Origin of the sequence: Aureimonas flava (assembly GCF_003583935.1) — a bacterium.
Lineage (GTDB): Bacteria > Pseudomonadota > Alphaproteobacteria > Rhizobiales > Rhizobiaceae > Aureimonas > Aureimonas flava.
In genome coordinates, this window is record NZ_QYRN01000001.1 from 302,032 (window position 1) to 318,854 (window position 16,823).

Annotated in this window: 15 protein-coding genes; 7 read left to right on the forward strand and 8 right to left on the reverse strand. The window is 69.4% G+C overall.

The annotated features are described in order from the left end of the window. Nucleotides 1–87: 87 nt before the first annotated feature. From zwf to D3218_RS01490, 3 genes are all read left to right on the forward strand, one after another. Nucleotides 88–1,605, forward strand: coding sequence for a glucose-6-phosphate dehydrogenase (zwf, locus tag D3218_RS01480; protein ID WP_245414876.1), 1,518 nt, complete (start codon nt 88–90; stop codon nt 1,603–1,605). 144 nt (nt 1,606–1,749) lie between these two features. Next, nucleotides 1,750–2,886, forward strand: coding sequence for an HlyD family secretion protein (locus tag D3218_RS01485; protein ID WP_119538116.1), 1,137 nt, complete (start codon nt 1,750–1,752; stop codon nt 2,884–2,886). Next, nucleotides 2,883–4,436, forward strand: a complete 1,554-nt coding sequence (locus D3218_RS01490) for a DHA2 family efflux MFS transporter permease subunit (protein ID WP_119538117.1) — start codon at nt 2,883–2,885, stop codon at nt 4,434–4,436. Before D3218_RS01485 ends, D3218_RS01490 begins: the two co-directional genes overlap by 4 nt. 15 nt (nt 4,437–4,451) lie before the next feature. Here D3218_RS01490 and D3218_RS01495 read toward each other — a convergent pair whose 3' ends face one another. After that, on the reverse strand, nt 4,452–6,344 hold the full coding sequence (locus D3218_RS01495; protein ID WP_119538118.1) for a bifunctional sugar phosphate isomerase/epimerase/4-hydroxyphenylpyruvate dioxygenase family protein: 1,893 nt from the start codon (nt 6,342–6,344) through the stop codon (nt 4,452–4,454). Nucleotides 6,345–6,506: 162 nt separating this feature from the next. Further along, the gene (locus D3218_RS01500) at nt 6,507–7,658 is read right to left on the reverse strand and encodes a M24 family metallopeptidase (RefSeq protein WP_119538119.1); all 1,152 of its coding nucleotides are present in this window, start codon (nt 7,656–7,658) and stop codon (nt 6,507–6,509) included. A gap of 179 nt (nt 7,659–7,837) precedes the next feature. On the opposite strand from D3218_RS01500, the gene D3218_RS01505 reads away from it, so the two are divergent. The 3 genes from D3218_RS01505 to D3218_RS01515 all read left to right on the forward strand — a co-directional run bounded on the left by D3218_RS01505 (nt 7,838) and on the right by D3218_RS01515 (nt 12,608). Beyond that, the gene (locus D3218_RS01505; RefSeq protein WP_119538120.1) at nt 7,838–8,734 is read left to right on the forward strand and encodes a DMT family transporter; all 897 of its coding nucleotides are present in this window, start codon (nt 7,838–7,840) and stop codon (nt 8,732–8,734) included. 94 nt (nt 8,735–8,828) lie between these two features. After that, nucleotides 8,829–9,998 carry an acetyl-CoA acetyltransferase gene (locus tag D3218_RS01510; protein ID WP_119538121.1) on the forward strand — a complete coding sequence of 390 codons (1,170 nt, stop codon included), beginning with the start codon at nt 8,829–8,831 and terminating at the stop codon, nt 9,996–9,998. A gap of 225 nt (nt 9,999–10,223) precedes the next feature. Further along, entirely contained in the window at nt 10,224–12,608 is a 2,385-nt protein-coding gene (locus D3218_RS01515) for a bifunctional diguanylate cyclase/phosphodiesterase (RefSeq protein ID WP_168990383.1), read from the forward strand. Nucleotides 12,609–12,669: 61 nt separating this feature from the next. On the opposite strand, the gene D3218_RS01520 is transcribed toward D3218_RS01515, so the two are convergent. The 4 genes from D3218_RS01520 to D3218_RS01535 form a co-directional block, all read right to left on the reverse strand. Then, the gene (locus D3218_RS01520; protein WP_136625032.1) at nt 12,670–12,993 is read right to left on the reverse strand and encodes a hypothetical protein; all 324 of its coding nucleotides are present in this window, start codon (nt 12,991–12,993) and stop codon (nt 12,670–12,672) included. Nucleotides 12,994–13,258: 265 nt separating this feature from the next. Continuing rightward, nucleotides 13,259–14,038, reverse strand: a complete 780-nt coding sequence (locus D3218_RS01525; protein ID WP_119538124.1) for an SDR family NAD(P)-dependent oxidoreductase — start codon at nt 14,036–14,038, stop codon at nt 13,259–13,261. After that, a complete protein-coding gene (locus D3218_RS01530; RefSeq protein ID WP_119538125.1) occupies nt 14,035–14,895 on the reverse strand; it encodes a fumarylacetoacetate hydrolase family protein in 861 nt (286 codons plus the stop codon). The genes D3218_RS01525 and D3218_RS01530 overlap by 4 nt, the downstream gene beginning before the upstream one ends. A 14-nt stretch (nt 14,896–14,909) precedes the next feature. Next, entirely contained in the window at nt 14,910–15,341 is a 432-nt protein-coding gene (locus D3218_RS01535; RefSeq protein WP_119538126.1) for a cupin domain-containing protein, read from the reverse strand. Nucleotides 15,342–15,492: 151 nt separating this feature from the next. On the opposite strand from D3218_RS01535, the gene D3218_RS01540 reads away from it, so the two are divergent. Continuing rightward, nucleotides 15,493–16,017 carry a MarR family winged helix-turn-helix transcriptional regulator gene (locus D3218_RS01540; protein WP_119538127.1) on the forward strand — a complete coding sequence of 175 codons (525 nt, stop codon included), beginning with the start codon at nt 15,493–15,495 and terminating at the stop codon, nt 16,015–16,017. On the opposite strand, the gene D3218_RS01545 is transcribed toward D3218_RS01540, so the two are convergent. Together D3218_RS01545 and D3218_RS01550 are read right to left on the reverse strand one after the other, a co-directional pair. After that, complete coding sequence (locus tag D3218_RS01545) at nt 15,998–16,402, reverse strand: RidA family protein (protein ID WP_119538128.1); 405 nt, start codon at nt 16,400–16,402, stop codon at nt 15,998–16,000. The two genes, D3218_RS01540 and D3218_RS01545, sit on opposite strands and share 20 nt — an antisense overlap. Continuing rightward, the gene (locus tag D3218_RS01550; protein WP_119538129.1) at nt 16,399–16,812 is read right to left on the reverse strand and encodes an acyl-CoA thioesterase; all 414 of its coding nucleotides are present in this window, start codon (nt 16,810–16,812) and stop codon (nt 16,399–16,401) included. The genes D3218_RS01545 and D3218_RS01550 overlap by 4 nt, the downstream gene beginning before the upstream one ends. Nucleotides 16,813–16,823 lie beyond the last annotated feature (11 nt).

Genomic DNA, 16,823 nt, shown 5'->3' on the forward strand with positions numbered 1-16,823 from the left:
TTTCGCAGCCCCGCCTCACGGCCGGCCCCGTGGATGCGGGGCACCGGTCCCGAACCGCGCCCCTTCCGCCAAGCCTGGAACATGCACATGACCGCACCTGCCATCGCGCCTGCCTGCACGCTCGTTCTGTTCGGAGCGGCGGGCGACCTCGTGAAGCGGCTCCTGATGCCGTCGATCTACGATCTCGCCGTATCGGGAGTCCTCGATCCGGGCTTTCGCGTCGTCGGCGTGGATCGCGCCGACATCTCGACGCAGAGCTGGCGTGACGGGCTGAACGCGGCGCTGCACGAGATGGCGTCCGATCCAGCGGCCGAATTCAATGCCGGCGCGATCCGCGAGGACGTCTGGCAGGATCTTGCCGGGCGGCTCGAGTTCATGCGGGGCGACGTGACGGACGATGCGACGTTCGAGGCGCTCGCGAAGCGGATCGACGGCAACGCCGTCTTCTACTGCGCGGTGGCGGGCCGCTTCTTCGCGCCGATCGCCGAAGGGTTGGGCAAGGCGGGCCTTCTCCGCCGGCCGGGTGGCGGGTTCCGCCGCCTCGTGATCGAGAAGCCGTTCGGCGACGATCTGGCGTCGGCGCGCGCGCTCGACGCCGAACTCCTGTCGCTGGCCGCCGAGGAGCAGATCTATCGGATCGACCACTTTCTGGGGAAGGAAACGGTGCAGGCGATCCTGGCGCTTCGCTTCGCCAACCGCATCTTCGAACCGCTCTGGTCGGCCGAGCACCTCGACCACGTGCAGATCACGGCGGCGGAGACGCTGGGCGTGGAAGGCCGGGGAAGCTTCTACGAGCGCGCCGGCGCGCTGCGGGACATGGTGCCGAACCACCTGTTCCAGATCCTGGCCATGGTGGCGATGGAGCCGCCGGCCGATCTCGGCGAGCGTGCGGTGCGCGATGCCAAGGGTCGGCTTCTGTCGGCGGTCCGGCCGGTCGCGCCGGACGACATGGTGCGCGGCCAGTATGCCGCCGGCTCGCTCGGCGGGGCACACCGCGTCGGCTACCGCGAGGAGCCGGGCGTTGATCCCCGGAGCCGGGTCGAGACCTATGCCGCGCTGAAGCTCGACATCGACACGCCGCGCTGGGCGGGCGTGCCCTTCTACCTGCGCACGGGCAAACGGCTGGCCGCCCATTGCACGCAGATCGTGCTCCAGTTCAAGCCGCCCGCCCATGCGCTGTTCGGCGCCGGCTCGCAGCCCAATCGCCTGACGCTGCATATCGACGGTGACAAGGGATTGCGCACCGCGTTCGACATCAAGGCGCCGGGGCCGGGCTGGGCTTTGGCGCCGGTGGCCGAGGCGTTCCGGCACGACGACTTCTTCGAGCACGTCCCCAACATCGGCTACGAGTCGCTCCTCTATGCCTGCATGATGGGCGACGCCTCGCTGTTTCAGCGGGCCGACGCCATCGAGGCGCCCTGGGCGGTAGTGGAGCCCGTGCTGGAAGCCTGGAAGGCGGGCGAGCCCGAACCCTATCCGGCCGGCAGCGCGGGCCCGAGCGGAGCCGACGCGCTGTTGGCGCGCGACGGCCGCGCCTGGGCGCCGTTGCAGCCGGAGCCGGACCGGCGCTTCGGTCGGCGGACGGGGGGCGAAGCGCAGGGCTGAGCGGCCGGCGCCGGGCGTCTCCACGCTCAAGGGACAAATCGTCCGCCGTCGGTGAGTTGACTTTCACGTGAGCGACGAAACGTTCCTGTCGAAAGGCGCGGCGGTTTCGGAACGCGATCCGGGCTTGCGCGGTCGGTGTCGAGAATGGACCAGGTCAACCGGCGTATCGAAGAAGGCGGCGACGACGCCGCGACGGCGGGGGACGCGCCCGCTCAGCCGAAGGCGGAGCGGCGGTCTCCCTGGCGTCGCCGCCTGCTGCTCGGCGCCGGGCCGGTGGTGCTCGTCGTCGTGGCGCTGGTCCTGTACTTCCGGGGCGGCGGCACGGTGAGCGAGGCGGACTCCTACGTCGGTGCGCCCAACGTCACGATCACGGCGCAGGTGGCCGGACAGGTCGTCGAGGTGGACGTCGCGGAGAACCAGCGGGTGGCGGAAGGGGCGGTGCTGTTCCGTCTCGACCCCGAACCCTTCCAGATCGCGGTAAACCAGGCCAAGGCGCAGCTCCAGGAAACGCGGGAGAAGCTCCAGGGCCTCGTGCTGACCTATCGGCAGGCCGAGGCGGAGGTTCAGCAGAACCAGGCCGACGTGACCTATGCCCAGCAGCAGTTCGACCGCGCCAGCAGTCTCGTGGACAGCGGCGTCGGCACGCGCTCCGACGCCGACGCGGCGCGCCGGGACCTTCGTGTCGCGCAGGATCAGCTCGTGGCGGCACGGGCCTCCGCCAGCTCGACGCTGGCGCAGCTCGGCGGCTCCGCCGACACGCCGACCGAGCAGCAGGCGACCTATCTGCAGGCGCAGGCCGCGCTGCAGAGCGCCGAGCGCGACCTGCGCCTCGCCACCGTCACGGCGCCCTTCGCGGGCATCGCGACGCAGGTCGACAACATCGCGGTCGGCTCGTACCTGACGGCGGGCCGGTCCGCGTTCACGCTGGTCTCCACCGATGCCTGGGTGGACTCCAACCTCAAGGAGACCGACCTCGTCCATGTGAAGGTCGGCGACGAGGCGGACGTCGTGGTGGACAACTATCCCGATCTCGTCCTGCGGGGAAAGGTCGCGAGCGTCGCCCCGGCGTCCGGCTCGGTCTTCTCGCTGCTGCCGGCGCAGAACGCCAGCGGCAACTGGGTCAAGGTCGTGCAGCGCATCCCGGTGCGGGTAACGCTGGACGACGTACCCGACGGCGTGGCGCTGCGGGTGGGGTCGAGCGCGACCGTATCGATCGAGACGGGCTACCACCGCACGCCGCAGACCCTTTGGGACGACGTTCTGGGCCTCGTCGGGCTATGAACGCGCCGCGCGGTCCGGCGCCCGAGGAGATCAGCTCGGGCCAGCGCGTGGCGATCACCGCCTGCGTGATGATCGCCACGCTGATGCAGGCGCTGGACTCCACCATCGCCAACGTCGCGTTGCCCTACATGCAGGGCTCGCTCGCCGCGACCAGCGACCAGATCAACTGGGTCCTGACCTCCTACATCGTCTCGGCCGCGATCATGACGCCCACCACCGGCTGGCTGGAGCGCCGATTCGGCCGCCGCCGCGTGTTCATCACCTGCGTGGTCGGCTTCGTGGTCGCGTCCATGCTCTGCGGCACGGCGACGAGCCTGACCGAGATGGTGCTGTTCCGAGTGGTGCAGGGCGTCTTCGGCGCGCCCCTCGTGCCGATCGCGCAGTCGACCCTCCTGGACACCTATCCCGCCAGCACGCGCGGCCAGGCCATGGCGGTGTTCGGGCTCGGCGTGATGCTGGGACCGATCATCGGCCCGACCCTCGGCGGCTGGCTGACCGAATACTACGACTGGCGCTGGGTCTTCTACGTCAACGTGCCGATCGGCGCGGCCGCGCTGGCGCTGGCGCTCGGCTTCCTGCCGCGGCGCGGCGCCGACCCGTCGGCGCGCATCGACATCTTTGGCTTCGCCACGCTCGGGCTCGCGATCGCCTCGCTCCAACTCTTCCTCGACCGGGGCGAACAGCTCGACTGGTTCTCGTCCGTCGAGATCCAGGCGGAACTCGCGCTGTTCCTGCTCGGCCTCTACCTCTTCGTGGTCCATACGGTGACGGCTCGGCGCCCGACGTTCGTCGACCGCCGCCTGTTCGCGGACCGGACCTTCGTGATCAGCCAGCTCCTGGTCTTCGTGGTCGGCGCGGTCCTCCTGGCGACGCTCGCGCTGCTCAGCCCGTATCTGGAGAACCTTCTCGACTATCCGGTGCTGACGGCCGGCCTCGTGCTCGCCCCGCGCGGCATCGGCACGATGATCGCGATGGTGGTGGTCGGCCGCCTGATCGGACGGGTCGACGCGCGCCTTCTGCTGGGCTTCGGCTTCGGGCTCACCGCCTTCGCGCTGCACGAGATGAGCCTCTATACGCTGGACGTCTCGGAGGCGACGATCATCCGGACCGGGATCATCCAGGGGTTCGGCATCGGGTTCGTGTTCGTGCCGCTCTCCACCGTCGCCTTCGCCACGCTGCCGTCCGAGCTGCGCACGCAGGGCACTGGGTTCTACAGCCTGATGCGCAACATCGGCTCCAGCGTGGGCATCTCCATGATGTCCTTCCTTCTGATCCGCAACGGACAGATCCTCCACTCGTCGCTCGGCGAGCACATCTCGCCCTTCGCGCGCGGGGTGCAGTGGCTCGGCGACACGGTGGACCTCACCACGGAGCAGGGACGGGCGACGGTCAACGACCTCGTCGTCCAGCAGGCGGAGGTGATCGCCTATGCCGACTGCTTCCGCCTGATGATGTTCGCCAGCCTCGCCGTGCTGCCGCTGATCCTCCTGGTCCAGAGGGCCGACCGTCCGGTCGGCAAGCCCGCATCGGCGGGAGCCGAGATGCACTGACGGCGAGGGGCGGCCCTAGCGCAGGGGAATGGCGGCCGGCGCGTCGCGCGCCTGCGTGGCGAGGCGGATCGGCGCGTTGGCGGCGCCGAGACCGCGATAACCGCGCCGCTCCACGATCTCGATGAAGAAGCCGCCGTCCAGCGCGCCGAGGTAGATCTGGAAATAGTCCCCGGCGTCGTCCCGGTCGTAGAGGATCCCGGACTCGCGCATGGCCGCGAGGTCTGCGGCGTCGAGCTCGAACTTCGCGTCGAGGTCGTCGTAGTAGTTCTGCGGGATGTGAAGGAGGGGAACGCCGTTCGCCCGCAGGGCACGCGCGGTGGCGAAGATGTCGGGCGTGCGGAACGCCACGTGCTGGACGCCCGGTCCGACGAAGCGCGACACGAAGCGGGCCGACAGCGTGCGCGGCGACTGCGAGCCGTTGATGACGAGGCGCAGGCCGCAGTCCTCGCTTTCCAAGACCTGGCTGCGCACGAGCCCGCCGGGATCGGCCACCTCCACCGGAGCCAGCGGCGTCAGCGCGAAGATGGAGCGATAGAACAGCGTCCAGGACAGGATGTCCTCGTAGCGAACCGTCTGCGCCACGTGGTCCACCGCCGCGAGCCCCGCGCCGTCATGCGCATCCCAGCCCGGCTCCAGCGCGAAATCGGTTTCCCACTGGACGGTCAGCGCGTCGGCCTCGGGCACCAGGTAGACCAGGCTGCCGCCGACGCCGCGGATGGCCGGCAGCTCACGCTCGCCGGGCCCCACGGGCTGGCGGAACGGCGCGGCCAGCAGGCCCTCCGCGCGGAGCAGCGCCTGTGCGGGGTCGGCCACCCTCAGCCCGAGCGCGCAGACATTGGTGCCGTGGACCACGTAGGACGAATGGGCGAAGCCTTCGGTCTCCGTGTTGACCACGACCCGCAGGGGGCCTTGCGCGTAGAGCTCGACGTCCTTTGAGCGGTGCGTGCCGGCGTGGCGGAAGCCGATGGAGGTCAGGAGGTCGCCGAGCGTGCGGCCCGAGGCCGCGTCGGCGGCAAATTCCACGAAGGCGACGCCGCCGGTCGGCACCGGCGGAGGAAGAGGCGCGCGCTCGGACGGCCCCTTCATCGCCCGCCCCTCCGCCTTCAGGCGGTCCATCGTGAAGATCAGGGAACGGCGTCCGTCCACGGCGGTCTGCCGGGCCGAGCCCGCGCGGAACTGGTCGTTGAAGATCTCCAGCGAGTAGTAGCCGTCGTAGCCCGTGGCCTCGACGGCGGCCATGAAGTCCGCGACCGGAAGGTCGCCCTGTCCGAGCATGGCGCGATAGTGCCGGCTCCAGGACAGGAGGTCGAGGTCGAGCCGGGGAGCGTCGGCCATCTGGACGATGAAGATCTTGTCCTTCGGGATGGCACGGATCGAAGCCGGGTCGATGCCGCGCGCGAGCGAATGGAAGGAGTCGAGAATGATGCCGACATGGGCATGATCGGCGCGCCGGACGATCTCCCAGGCGTCGCGATGGTCGTTGACGAACCGCCCCCAGGCCAGCGCCTCGTAGCCGACGCGCACCCCATGTTCGCGCGCGAGGTCGCCGAGCGCGTTCAGGTCCTCCGCCGCGCGGTCGATGCCGCCGAGCGCGAGCGGCGAGACCGACGAGCATACGAGGATGAGATCGGTGCCGAGTTCGTTCATGGTGCCGAACTTGCGCCGCGCGCGCTCGAAGGCGCGGCCGCGCTGGGGTTCGGGCAGGCCCTCGAAATCGCGGAACGGCTGGAACAACGAGATTTCCAGCCCCGCGTCGCGCACCATGCGCCCGACGTCCCGCGCGCCCCGGTCGAAGGCGAGGAAGTCGTTCTCGAAGATTTCCACCGCGCCGTAGCCCGCGGCGGCGATGGCCGACAGCTTCTCCGACAGGTCGCCCGACAGGGACACGGTGGCGATCGAGGTCTTCATGGTCTGTCTCCTGAAGCGATGGTCGGCATGGGCCTGTGGAATCGCAAGGGGGACGCATCTTCGCCCGCGCCAGAAACGGGCATGATCCGAGGCCGCGTCAAGGGCACCCCTTGCGTTCTCCGCGCTGCGTGGAGCCTCCCTTGCGCCGGCCGGTGTCGCGCCTCAACGCCGCGCGGCCGGGCTGTCGTCGGGTCGCGTGAACCATTCCGGGCCGGTGTCGGTCATGTGGACATGGTCCTCGAGCCGGATGCCGAAGCGGTCCGGCATGACGATCATCGGCTCCACCGAGAAGCACATTCCGGTCTCCAGCGGCGTATCCGCGCCACGCACGAGATAGGGCGCCTCGTGGATCTCGAGGCCGAGCCCGTGGCCAGCCCGGTGCGGCAGGCCCGGCAGGCGGTAGTCCGGCCCGAATCCGTGGCGGGCGAGGACGGCGCGGGCCGCCTCGTCCAACGTGCCGCAGGAGGCGCCGATCCGCGCGGCCGCGAAGACCGCGTCCTGCGCCTCCCGCTCGATCCACCAGATACGCTCGACCTCGGGCGACGGCGTGCCGAGCACATAGGTGCGCGTGAGGTCGGAATGATAGCCGTCGAGCCGGCATCCGGTGTCCACCAGGATCACGTCGCCGTCGGCCAGGGTCTGCTCGCCGTCCGCGCCGTGGGGGAGGGCGGTCGCGGCGCCGAACGAGACGATGGCGAAGGTGGAGCCGTCGTCGGCTCCGAGGCGCCGGTGCTCGGCGTCGATCGTGGCGACCACGTCCGAGGCCCGGACGCCCGGCCGCATCATCGCCCGGACGTCCTCATGAATGCCGAGCGTGATGCCCATCGCGTGGCGGATCAGGGCGATCTCGGCCGGCGACTTGCGCATCCGGAGCGCCGAAACGACCGGCCCGCCGTCGCGCAGGCGCTCGGCGCCCAGCGCCCGTGCCAAGCGATGGAACTGGAAGAGGGGAAGCTGATCGTCCAATGCCAGGAGGCCCGTCGCTCCCAGGAGGTCCGCCACGTGTTGCGCCGGGTCTTCCTCCTCCTGCCACGGGACGATGTCGCCCGGCAGCCGGGGCAGCGTCTCGACACGCGAGCATTCGAAGCCGGGCACGAGGTAGAGGAGCCGGTCGCGCGTCACCAGGGCACCGCAGAAACGCTCGCTTCCGTGCCAGACGAGGCCGGTGAAGTAGCGCAGGCTGGCTGTCGACCCGAGAAGCAGTCCCGCCAGCCCCTGCGCGTCGAGGCCCGCGCGCAGTCGTTCCACCCTCTCCATGCGCTCGGCGTCCGCGATGCGGGGCACCGGATGGTTCCAGGTGGATCGAACGCTCATGCCGAGTGGCTCCGACGACGGTGGCTGCGGGTCGCGGCAGACATGCCGTGACGCGCGGCATTCGGCAAGCCGGGGTGGGACGGCGTACCGCATGTCTGGTGCTTGCCAGGAGCCGGCGTGTTCGCCAGAGAGGGCGGGGGCACAGGGTGTGCGTCTTGGTGTCATTCGAAAGAGCCGTCATGGCGGATCCGCAGCCACGCCTTTCGGTGAGCCTCGCCCTGCTGCTGGCGCTGGCGACGCTGTGGGGCGCGTCCTACACGTTCCTCAAGATCGGCGTCGCGACGATCCCCCCGATCACCCTGATCGCCGCGCGTACGCTGATGGCCGGGATGCTGATCCTTCTCGTGCTGCGCCTGCGGGGCCTGCGTCTGCCGACGGACCGGCGCAATCTCGGGCGCTTCATGGTCCAGGCCTGCCTAAACTCCGTGGTTCCGTTCGTCCTCGTGGCCTGGGGCACGCGGTATGTGGACGCGGGGCTGGCGACGATCCTCAACTCCCTGACCCCCGTCTTCGCCTTCCTGATCAACTGGGGCATCACGCGGCACGAGACCGTGACGGGCATCAAGGCGTTCGGCGTCGCGGCGGGGCTGCTCGGCATCTGCCTCGTGGTCGGACCGGCGGCCCTCGGCGGGGCGAGCCAGGAGTTGACGGCGCAGCTCGCCATCGTCCTCGCCGCGATCGCCTATGGCGCCGCCGTCACCTTCGGGCGGACGTTCCGCGAGCTCGACCCGATGATGCCGGCCGCGGGGTCTCTTCTGTTCGGCGCGGTGATCTTGGCGCCCTTCAGCCTCGTGCTGGATCGGCCATGGACGCTGGAGCCTTCGTCCGCCTCGCTCGCGGCGCTCCTGGCGCTCTCCGTGTTCTCCACGGCGCTCGCCTTCGTTCTGTACTTCACGCTGCTGAAGCGCCTGGGCTCGGTCGGAACCACGGCGCAGGCCTATCTGCGCGTGCCGATCGGCGTCGGCATCGGCATGCTGGTGCTCGGCGAGACGCCGCAGCCCAGCGCCTGGGTGGGGCTCGCCTTCGTGGTGGTGAGCGTCGTCGCGATGACGCTGCCGTCGCGGCGAAGGGCATAGCGGCATCGGCGCCCCTGACGCGGGCCGGTTCAAGAACTATCCTATCTCGGAGGCAACGCCGGGGCTTCGGCCATCGGCCGGGAGGAGACCGTTCATGAGCGAACCGCAGATCGTCGGCTGGGCGCATTCGCGCTTCGGCAAGTCGGAGGCGCGGGACACGCGCGAACTGATGGCCGACGTGGCGCTGCCCGCGCTGGAGCACGCGGGGCTCGCCCCCGAGGATGTGGATGGGCTGTTCGTCGGCGTCTACAACAACGGCTTCACGGCCCAGGACTTCCAGGGCGCGCTGGTCGGCATGGGAGCCGAGGCGCTGGCGCGCACGCCGGCGATGCGCACCGAGAACGCCTGCGCCACGGGCTCCGCCGCGATCCACGCGGCGATGGACTTCATAGCCGCCGGTCGGGGCCGGGTGGCGCTGGTGGTGGGCGCCGAGAAGATGACCGGCGTGCCCACGGCTCGGGCGGGCGACATCCTCCTGTCCGCGTCCTTCCGCGAGGAGGAGGCGGAGGTGGACGGCGGCTTCGCCGGTCTCTTCGGCCGCATCGCGCAGGCCTATTTCCAGCGGCACGGCGACCGGTCGGAGGAACTGGCGATGATCGCCGCCAAGAACCACGCCAACGGTCTCGCCAACCCCTATGCCCACATGCGCAAGGACGTCTCGGTCGAATTCTGCAACACCGTGTCGGACAGGAACCCCTATGTCGCCGCACCGCTGCGACGCACCGACTGCTCGCTGATCTCGGACGGCGCGGCGGCCCTGGTGATCGCCGATGCCGAGGTGGCGGCCGGCCTGCAGCGCGCCGTCGCCTTCCGCGCCCGGGTCCACGCCAATGACATCCTGGCGCTGTCGCGGCGCGACCCCATCGCCTTCGACGGGGCTCGCCGCGCCTGGACGCAGGCGCTGGATGCGTCCGGTCTGTCGCTCGCAGACCTCGACTTCGTGGAAACCCACGACTGCTTCACGATCGCCGAGATGATCGAATACGAGGCCATGGGCCTCGCCGAGCCGGGCCAAGGCTGGCGCGTCGCGCGCGACGGCACGACGCGAAAGGACGGACGGCTTCCGGTGAACCCGTCCGGCGGCCTGAAATCCAAGGGCCACCCGATCGGCGCCACGGGTGTCTCGATGCATGTCATGGCGGCGATGCAACTCTGCGGCGAGGCCGGCGAGATGCAGCTCGACGGCGCAAGCCGCGCGGGCGTGTTCAACATGGGAGGGGCGGCGGTGGCCAACTACGTCTCGATCCTGGAACGCGTGCGATAGCCCGACCGGGGCGGCCGAAGCCCCGCATCGCGTGAGGCCCGCGTCGGCAGATCGCGACAAATATCGTTTCCTGGCTGTCAAAAGAACCGTGGGGACACGTCGCGCGCCGTCGCCGCTTATCCGCTTCATAAGCACTCGCGCGATAGTTTTCCTCACAAGCGAAGCGCGTACCGGACGATGGTCCGGCCCATCGGCGCGCTGGGAGTCGGAAGGCGGGTGCCGGGCATGATGACGGTCATCGGGTGTATCGTCTACGAGCACAACTTGTGGCTCGTCCTCGTCGCCGCTGTGATCTGCGGCTCGGGATCCTGGGCGATGGTCCGCCTGTTCCTGCGCGCCGCCAACGCCCGGGCGACGGAGCGACTCGCCTGGATCGTCCTCTCGGCATTCCTGACGGGCGCATCGATCTGGTGCACCCATTTCGTGGCCATGCTGGGCTACGAGCCCGGCGTGCCGGTTGCCTTCGACCCGGTGCTGACGATCGTATCGCTGCTCGTCGCCATGGTCGGCTCCGGCATCGGCTTCTGGATCGCCGCCGGCGGCCGACCCATGGCTCCGGCGATCGGCGGTGCCATCGTGGGCCTCGCGATCGTGGTCATGCACTACACGGGCATGCTGGCCTACCGGGTCCAGGGAATCATCGCCTGGGATCGAACCTATCTGATCGCCTCCGTCGCGATCTCCTGCGTCCTCGCGGCGCTCTCCATGCATGCGGCGATGCGCGGCCGGAACGAAGCGCTGCGCCCGCACTTCGCCACCGGGTTTTTCTTCCTCTCGATCATCGGGCTGCACTTCACGGGAATGACGGCGTTCGAGGTCACGCCGATGCGTATCGACGGATCTTTCTCCAATCCCGAAGCCCTGAACGCCTTGGCCTTCGCCGTGGCCTGCATCGGCCTCGCCATCGTCGCGTCGGGCTTCGCCAGCAGCTTCATCGACAACAAGGCGCGCGCCACCGCTGCGGACGCTCTGTCCAACATGTCGAACGGTCTGACGGTGATCTCGTCCTCGGGGCACATCACCCTCTTGAACGAACGGGTTCGCGAGCTCTTCCGGCTCCAGGAGAGCGACGTGTGGATCGGCATGTCGTTGGAGGCCTTTATCGACGCCATCGGCGCGCGGGCCGGCTGGGATGCGCCAAGAATCCAGCGCGTCGTCGCCAACCATCGCACGTGGTTCGGCGTCGACCATCCGACGCGCATCGAGCAGCATCTGGACGACGGGCTGATCCTCGATATCTGCTGCCAGCCCGTCGGCCGCGGCGGCGCGATCCTCACCTACGAGGATGTGACGGAAGCGCGCAACGGCCAGAAGACGATCGCGCACATGGCGTTCCACGACGCTCTGACCGGGTTGAAGAACCGACGCATGTTCGCCCAGTCGATGGACGCTCTCCTGGCGCGCGGCGAGGTCACGATGCTGATGATCGACCTCGACCGCTTCAAGGATGTGAACGACCGCCTGGGTCACGCGTTCGGCGACGGGCTCCTGAAGGAAGCAGCGGAACGGATCGAGGCGCTTCTTCGCCCCGAGGAGGAGGCTTTCCGCCTGGGCGGAGACGAACTCGCCGTTCTCAGCATCGCCGGGCCTGAGCGGGCCGAGGCGCTGGCGCGCGACCTCGTCGTGTCGCTCGGCATGCCCTTCGAGATCGGGCTGCACGCGGCGACCATCGGGTGCAGCATCGGCATCGCGACCGCATGCGCGGGGGACGACGCCTCCACGGTGCAGAAGAAGGCGGACCTCGCCCTCTACGCGGCCAAGAACGCCGGCCGAGGCCGCTTCGAAGTCTACCGCGAAGGGATGTTGGAGCACGAGGCCAGCAAGCGCGTCTTCGAGCAGGATCTCGCCGAAGCCCTCGCGCTCGGCCAGTTGGAGCTCTGGTATCAGCCCCTGTTCTGCCTGCCCGAACGGCGCCTCGTCGGCTTCGAGGCCCTGGTCCGCTGGCGTCATCCCGAGCGCGGCCTCGTCCCGCCGAGCGAGTTCATTCCCGTGGCGGAAAGCTGCGGGCTCATCTCCTCGATCGGCGCATGGGTGATGGACGAGGCCTGTCGCCGCGCCGCGCAGTGGCCGGACGACCTCTACATGTCGATCAACGTGTCGGCCGTCCAGCTCCGCTCCGCTACCCTGTCGAGCCATCTCCACCAGGCGTTGACCCGGCATCGGCTTCCGGCCTCGCGCATCGAGCTCGAGATCACGGAGACCGCGATCGTCGAGAACAGCGAACACCTCGCGGTGGTCCTGGCCGGCCTGCGCGCCATCGGCGTGCGGATCGCGATGGACGACTTCGGTACGGGATACTCGTCGCTCGCGCACCTGCGCGAGTTCAAGGTCGACCGCATCAAGATCGACCGCAGCTTCATCGCGGCCTACGCCTCCGACGACGGCTCGGCGGCGATCGTGCGGGCCGTGCTATCCATGGCCGGTCAATTGAGCATCGACACGACGGCCGAAGGAATCGAGCAGGAAGACCAGCTCCACAGCCTCATCGAGCTCGGCTGTGGGACGGCTCAAGGCTATCTCCTCGGCCGGCCGCTAGAGGCGGGCGCGGCGGATGCACTGGTCCATGCCGACCAGCCGTCGGGGCCGCAGGCCTTGCCGAGCGTCGCCTGAGGCTGGCGAGCGGCGGCCCGCGCCGAGCGATCCGGCGAGACCCGACGTGCGCAAGGGGGCGCTAGCGAGCCTGTTCCAGCTGCGCCCGCAGGAGGCTTTCTCCGGACGCGCAGAACTGCTTCAGCTTGCCTTCCTTGCGCAGGCGCGCCGTGAGGTCGGTCGCCGCCTTCGCAAGCACCTGCTCGGCCGATTTCGGGCTGATCCCGCGGTCCTTGGCGAAGGATGCGATACCCGCATCGGTGACGGCCTTGCTGACCTTCATCGGGCATGACTTCTTGATCGTCGCGATGACGACCGCTCCGTTGGTCACGGCCGGCGTCGCCGCGACGCCCTGACCCGAAGTCGCCAACAATGCGGCGGCAACCGCCAAACCAAGCTTCTGCATCCCGTACCCCCCGAATACACCCTATGGTTGTATATGCCCGAAGGGCATCCGTGTGGCAATGCCGAAGCCGCCCCGGTCGTCCGGTTCTGCCACGGATAGAGGCAGACCGCGTTTTGGCAGCGCGGGGGGAATGGGCGTCGATGGCGAAATGGGTCGGGGCGCAGCGGTTTCGGGCCGTGCGGTATCCGTCCCGGTCGATGGTTCGGCCGGGACGGGGGAGTGCCTGCTGCGGGTGACCCGGCAGGGCCGCCCGCCGGACCTTGTGTCAGAAGATGCCGGTTTCCTGTGCGACGCGTCGATAGGCGGCTCCGGCGGTGAAGCCGCCGTCGATGACGATGTCCTCGCCGGTGATGAAGCCGGAGGCGTCGCTGGCGAGGAAGAGCACGAGTTCGGCGATCTCCTCGGGGGCGCCGGAGCGGCGCATCGGCGTCATCTCGATCATCGGAGTCAGGTGCGGGCTGTCCTTGTTGAGGCCGGTGACGACGAGGCCGGGGCAGATCGCGTTGACGCGGATGCCGGCGCGGGCGAACTCCAGCGCGGACGAGCGCGTGAGGCCGCGAAGGCCCCATTTCGAGGCGGTGTAGGCCGGGTCGTAGTGGCCCGAGAAGCCGCTGTTCGACGAGATGTTGACGATCGACCCGCCGCCGTTCGCCGTCATCAGCGGCACCGCGGCCTGGATGCCGAGGAAGGCGCCGGTGAGGTTGACGTCGAGCACGCGCTTCCAGGCGTCGAGCGCGGTGGAGGCGACGGTGGTGCGGTTGATGATCCCGGCATTGTTGACGAGGATGTCGAGGCGGCCCTTCCACAGGCGGCAGGCCTCGATGGCGTCCGCCCAGTGCGTGGGGTCCGTCACGTCGAGCGGCCGGAAGCGTGCGTCGAGCCCCTCGGCCCGCAGGGCCTCCGCGTGGGCCTCGCCGTCCTCCACGAGCACGTCGCCGATGAGGACGCTCGCGCCCTCGCGCGCCAGAAGCGCAGCCTCCGCCGCGCCCTGACCGCGGCCGCCGCCGGTGACGAGGGCGACCTTGCCGTTCATGCGTCCACTCATCGACCGCTCTCCCTGGTGGCTGCGACGGTGCGCTGGCGCTGCTCGCCGAGCCCTTCGATGCCGAGGCGCATCTCCTGCCCCGCGCGCAGGAAGACGGGAGGCTTGAGGCCGAGGCCGACGCCCGGCGGCGTGCCGGTCGCGATGATGTCGCCGGGCTCAAGCGTCATGAACCGTGAGAGGTAGGAGACGAGACCGGCGACGCCGAAGATCATGGTGCGCGTGTTGCCGGTCTGGCGGCGCACGCCGTCGACCTCGAGCCAGAGGTCGAGGGCCTGCGGATCGGGGATCTCGTCGCGCGTCACCAGCCAGGGGCCGGTGGGCCCGAACGTGTCGTGGCTCTTGCCCTTGGTCCACTGGCCACCGTGCTCGGACTGGAAGGCCCGCTCGGACACGTCGTTGACGACGCAGTAGCCAGCGACGTGATCGAGGGCGTCGGCCTCGCCGACATACTTGGCGCGCGTGCCGATCACGACGCCGAGCTCGACCTCCCAGTCGGTCTTGGCGGCGCCGCGCGGGATCTCGACGTCGTCGTTCGGGCCGACGACCGCGCTCGTCGCCTTCATGAAGACGATCGGCTCCGGGGGCGGCTCCTTGCCGGTCTCGCGCGCATGGTCGGCGTAGTTGAGGCCGATGCAGATGAACTTGCCGGGGCGGGCGACGCAGGAGCCGACGCGCGCACCCTCGGGCGCGAGCGGCAGGGCGGCGGGGTCGAGGGCGGCAAGGCGCCGGAGCGAGGCTGGCCCGAGCGCGTCGCCGGTGAGGTCGGGCAGCACCGCGGACAGATCGCGCACCGCGCCTTGCGCGTCGAGGAGGCCCGGCTTCTCGGCGCCGGGTTCGCCGAAGCGAAGGAGCTTCATGACCTCGCCCCCCGTCAGCGTGCCGGGGGGATGTAGCCGACGAGCGTCTCGTCCGGCACGTCCTCGAGGTTGACGACGATGTTGTCGGGCGTCCGGCAGGTCATCCAGACCAGCTCTTCCGTGGTGGACATGTTGACTTCGACATGCGGCATCAGCGGCGGCACGAAGACGAAGTCGCCCTCCGTCATGTCGATGAACTCGGCGTAGTTCTCGCCCCAGTAGATCCGGCCCTTGCCCTTCAGCACGTAGCCGCCGGTCTCGGCCTCGCCGTGGTGATGGGGCAGCGAACGGTAGCCCGGCTCATTGGACACCTTGCCGAACCAGATGCGGGTGGCGGGCGTGTGCTGCGGGCTGACGCCGGAGATGCGCCTGGCGCCGCCGGACTGGCCGGTGCCGGCATGCTCCTGGTCCTTGCGGGTGACGATGGGCTTGACCGATGCCGTCATGGGGTTCTCCGGTGCGCGGGCTTCTCGCCGCTTCGATACGGAAGGCTTCGCGATATTAGTTTAGATGTCAAGTATTGCGCGACGGGCCGGCTTGGCAGGGGCTGCGCCGGCTGGCATAGCGGGGTCGGATGCAGGGAAGGGGCCGAGAACGATGAGCGACGCCTCGAAGGTCTGGATCGACGCCGAGACCAAGATCGACGACGCGCTGGGCGACGAGCACGACCAGCTCCGCCTGTGGCTCCGCCTCTACAGCGTGTCGCGGCTGATCGAGAACGAGGTACGGCGGCGGCTCCTCCAGGAGTTCGACACCACATTTCCGCGCTTCGACATCCTGTCCCAGATCGAGCGAGCGCCGGACGGGCTGAACCTCGGCGAGCTGTCCCAGCGCCTCATGGTCTCGCCCGGCAACATCACCGCCGTCATCAAGCGCCTCGTCGAGGACGGGCTGATCCGGCGCGAGCAGAACCCGAAGGACCGGCGCGAGAGCTTCATCCACATGACCCCCGTCGGTCGAGCCACCTTCGCGCGGATGGCCGAGGCGAACGAGGGCTGGATCCGCTCGCTGACGGCGGGGCTCGACGCAGGCGAAACGCGCCAGATGCTCGGCCTCCTGCGCAAGATGAAGGGCTCGGCCCGGCAGGTGCTGGCCGAGCGGCTCAGCTCGGACCGGGAATGACCGCGCTCGCCACGATCTCGACCTGGGCGCGATCCTCCATCAGCGCCACGACCTGCACGGCGGCCATCGGCGGGAAATGGCGGCCGATGATGGCGCGGTAGGCTGCGCCGACGCGCTTCATGCTCGCCTTGTAGACCTCGCGGTCCGTGACGTACCAGGTCATCTGGACGATGTGCTCGGGCTTTGCGCCTCCTTCCTCCAGGACGCGCACGATGTTCCGAAGCGTCTGCTCCACCTGGTCGGCGAAGTCGTCGGATCGGAACTCGCAGTTCTCGTCCCAGCCGATCTGGCCGCCGACCTGCAAGAAGGTGCCGGTGGCCTTGATGCCGTTGCCGTAGCCGACGGGTTTGGCCCAGCCTTCGGGCTGGAGAATCTGGTGGCTCATTCGGAAGGCTCCAGGTAGCGGGACAGGCCGGCCCGCACGTCGTCGGGCCAAGGGTGGGACTTGTGGTTCTCGAGCGACGTGGCGACGATGCGCTGCCGGACGGTCCAGATCGTCTCGCCGCGCACGCTCACCACGGTCTGCAGGTCCAGCGACGCGCGTCCGACGGCGCGCACGTGGACGGCGAAGTCGAGCACGTCGCCATAGGTCGAGGGGCGCACGAACTCGACGTTCAGCGTCACGGTCGGCAGGCCGATCCGGCGCTCGAACATCAGCGCCTTCCAGGTGACGCCGAAGGAGGCGAACATCGCCTCGTTCACATCCACCAGCATCCCGAAATAGGCCGGGTGGTAGGCGATGCCGGTGAGGTCGCAGTCGCCGAAGCGGAGCGGCTTGGATTGGGTGAAGGGCATGGGTCCTGTCC

What these genes read in the sequence shown, in the direction of transcription:
- zwf (WP_245414876.1), top strand. Translation starts at nt 88, where the DNA reads ATGACCGCACCTGCCATCGCGCCTGCCTGCACGCTCGTTCTGTTCGGA.
- D3218_RS01485 (WP_119538116.1), top strand. Translation starts at nt 1,750, where the DNA reads ATGGACCAGGTCAACCGGCGTATCGAAGAAGGCGGCGACGACGCCGCG.
- D3218_RS01490 (WP_119538117.1), top strand. Translation starts at nt 2,883, where the DNA reads ATGAACGCGCCGCGCGGTCCGGCGCCCGAGGAGATCAGCTCGGGCCAG.
- D3218_RS01495 (WP_119538118.1), bottom strand. Translation starts at nt 6,344, where the DNA reads ATGAAGACCTCGATCGCCACCGTGTCCCTGTCGGGCGACCTGTCGGAG.
- D3218_RS01500 (WP_119538119.1), bottom strand. Translation starts at nt 7,658, where the DNA reads ATGAGCGTTCGATCCACCTGGAACCATCCGGTGCCCCGCATCGCGGAC.
- D3218_RS01505 (WP_119538120.1), top strand. Translation starts at nt 7,838, where the DNA reads ATGGCGGATCCGCAGCCACGCCTTTCGGTGAGCCTCGCCCTGCTGCTG.
- D3218_RS01510 (WP_119538121.1), top strand. Translation starts at nt 8,829, where the DNA reads ATGAGCGAACCGCAGATCGTCGGCTGGGCGCATTCGCGCTTCGGCAAG.
- D3218_RS01515 (WP_168990383.1), top strand. Translation starts at nt 10,224, where the DNA reads ATGATGACGGTCATCGGGTGTATCGTCTACGAGCACAACTTGTGGCTC.
- D3218_RS01520 (WP_136625032.1), bottom strand. Translation starts at nt 12,993, where the DNA reads ATGCAGAAGCTTGGTTTGGCGGTTGCCGCCGCATTGTTGGCGACTTCG.
- D3218_RS01525 (WP_119538124.1), bottom strand. Translation starts at nt 14,038, where the DNA reads ATGAGTGGACGCATGAACGGCAAGGTCGCCCTCGTCACCGGCGGCGGC.
- D3218_RS01530 (WP_119538125.1), bottom strand. Translation starts at nt 14,895, where the DNA reads ATGAAGCTCCTTCGCTTCGGCGAACCCGGCGCCGAGAAGCCGGGCCTC.
- D3218_RS01535 (WP_119538126.1), bottom strand. Translation starts at nt 15,341, where the DNA reads ATGACGGCATCGGTCAAGCCCATCGTCACCCGCAAGGACCAGGAGCAT.
- D3218_RS01540 (WP_119538127.1), top strand. Translation starts at nt 15,493, where the DNA reads ATGAGCGACGCCTCGAAGGTCTGGATCGACGCCGAGACCAAGATCGAC.
- D3218_RS01545 (WP_119538128.1), bottom strand. Translation starts at nt 16,402, where the DNA reads ATGAGCCACCAGATTCTCCAGCCCGAAGGCTGGGCCAAACCCGTCGGC.
- D3218_RS01550 (WP_119538129.1), bottom strand. Translation starts at nt 16,812, where the DNA reads ATGCCCTTCACCCAATCCAAGCCGCTCCGCTTCGGCGACTGCGACCTC.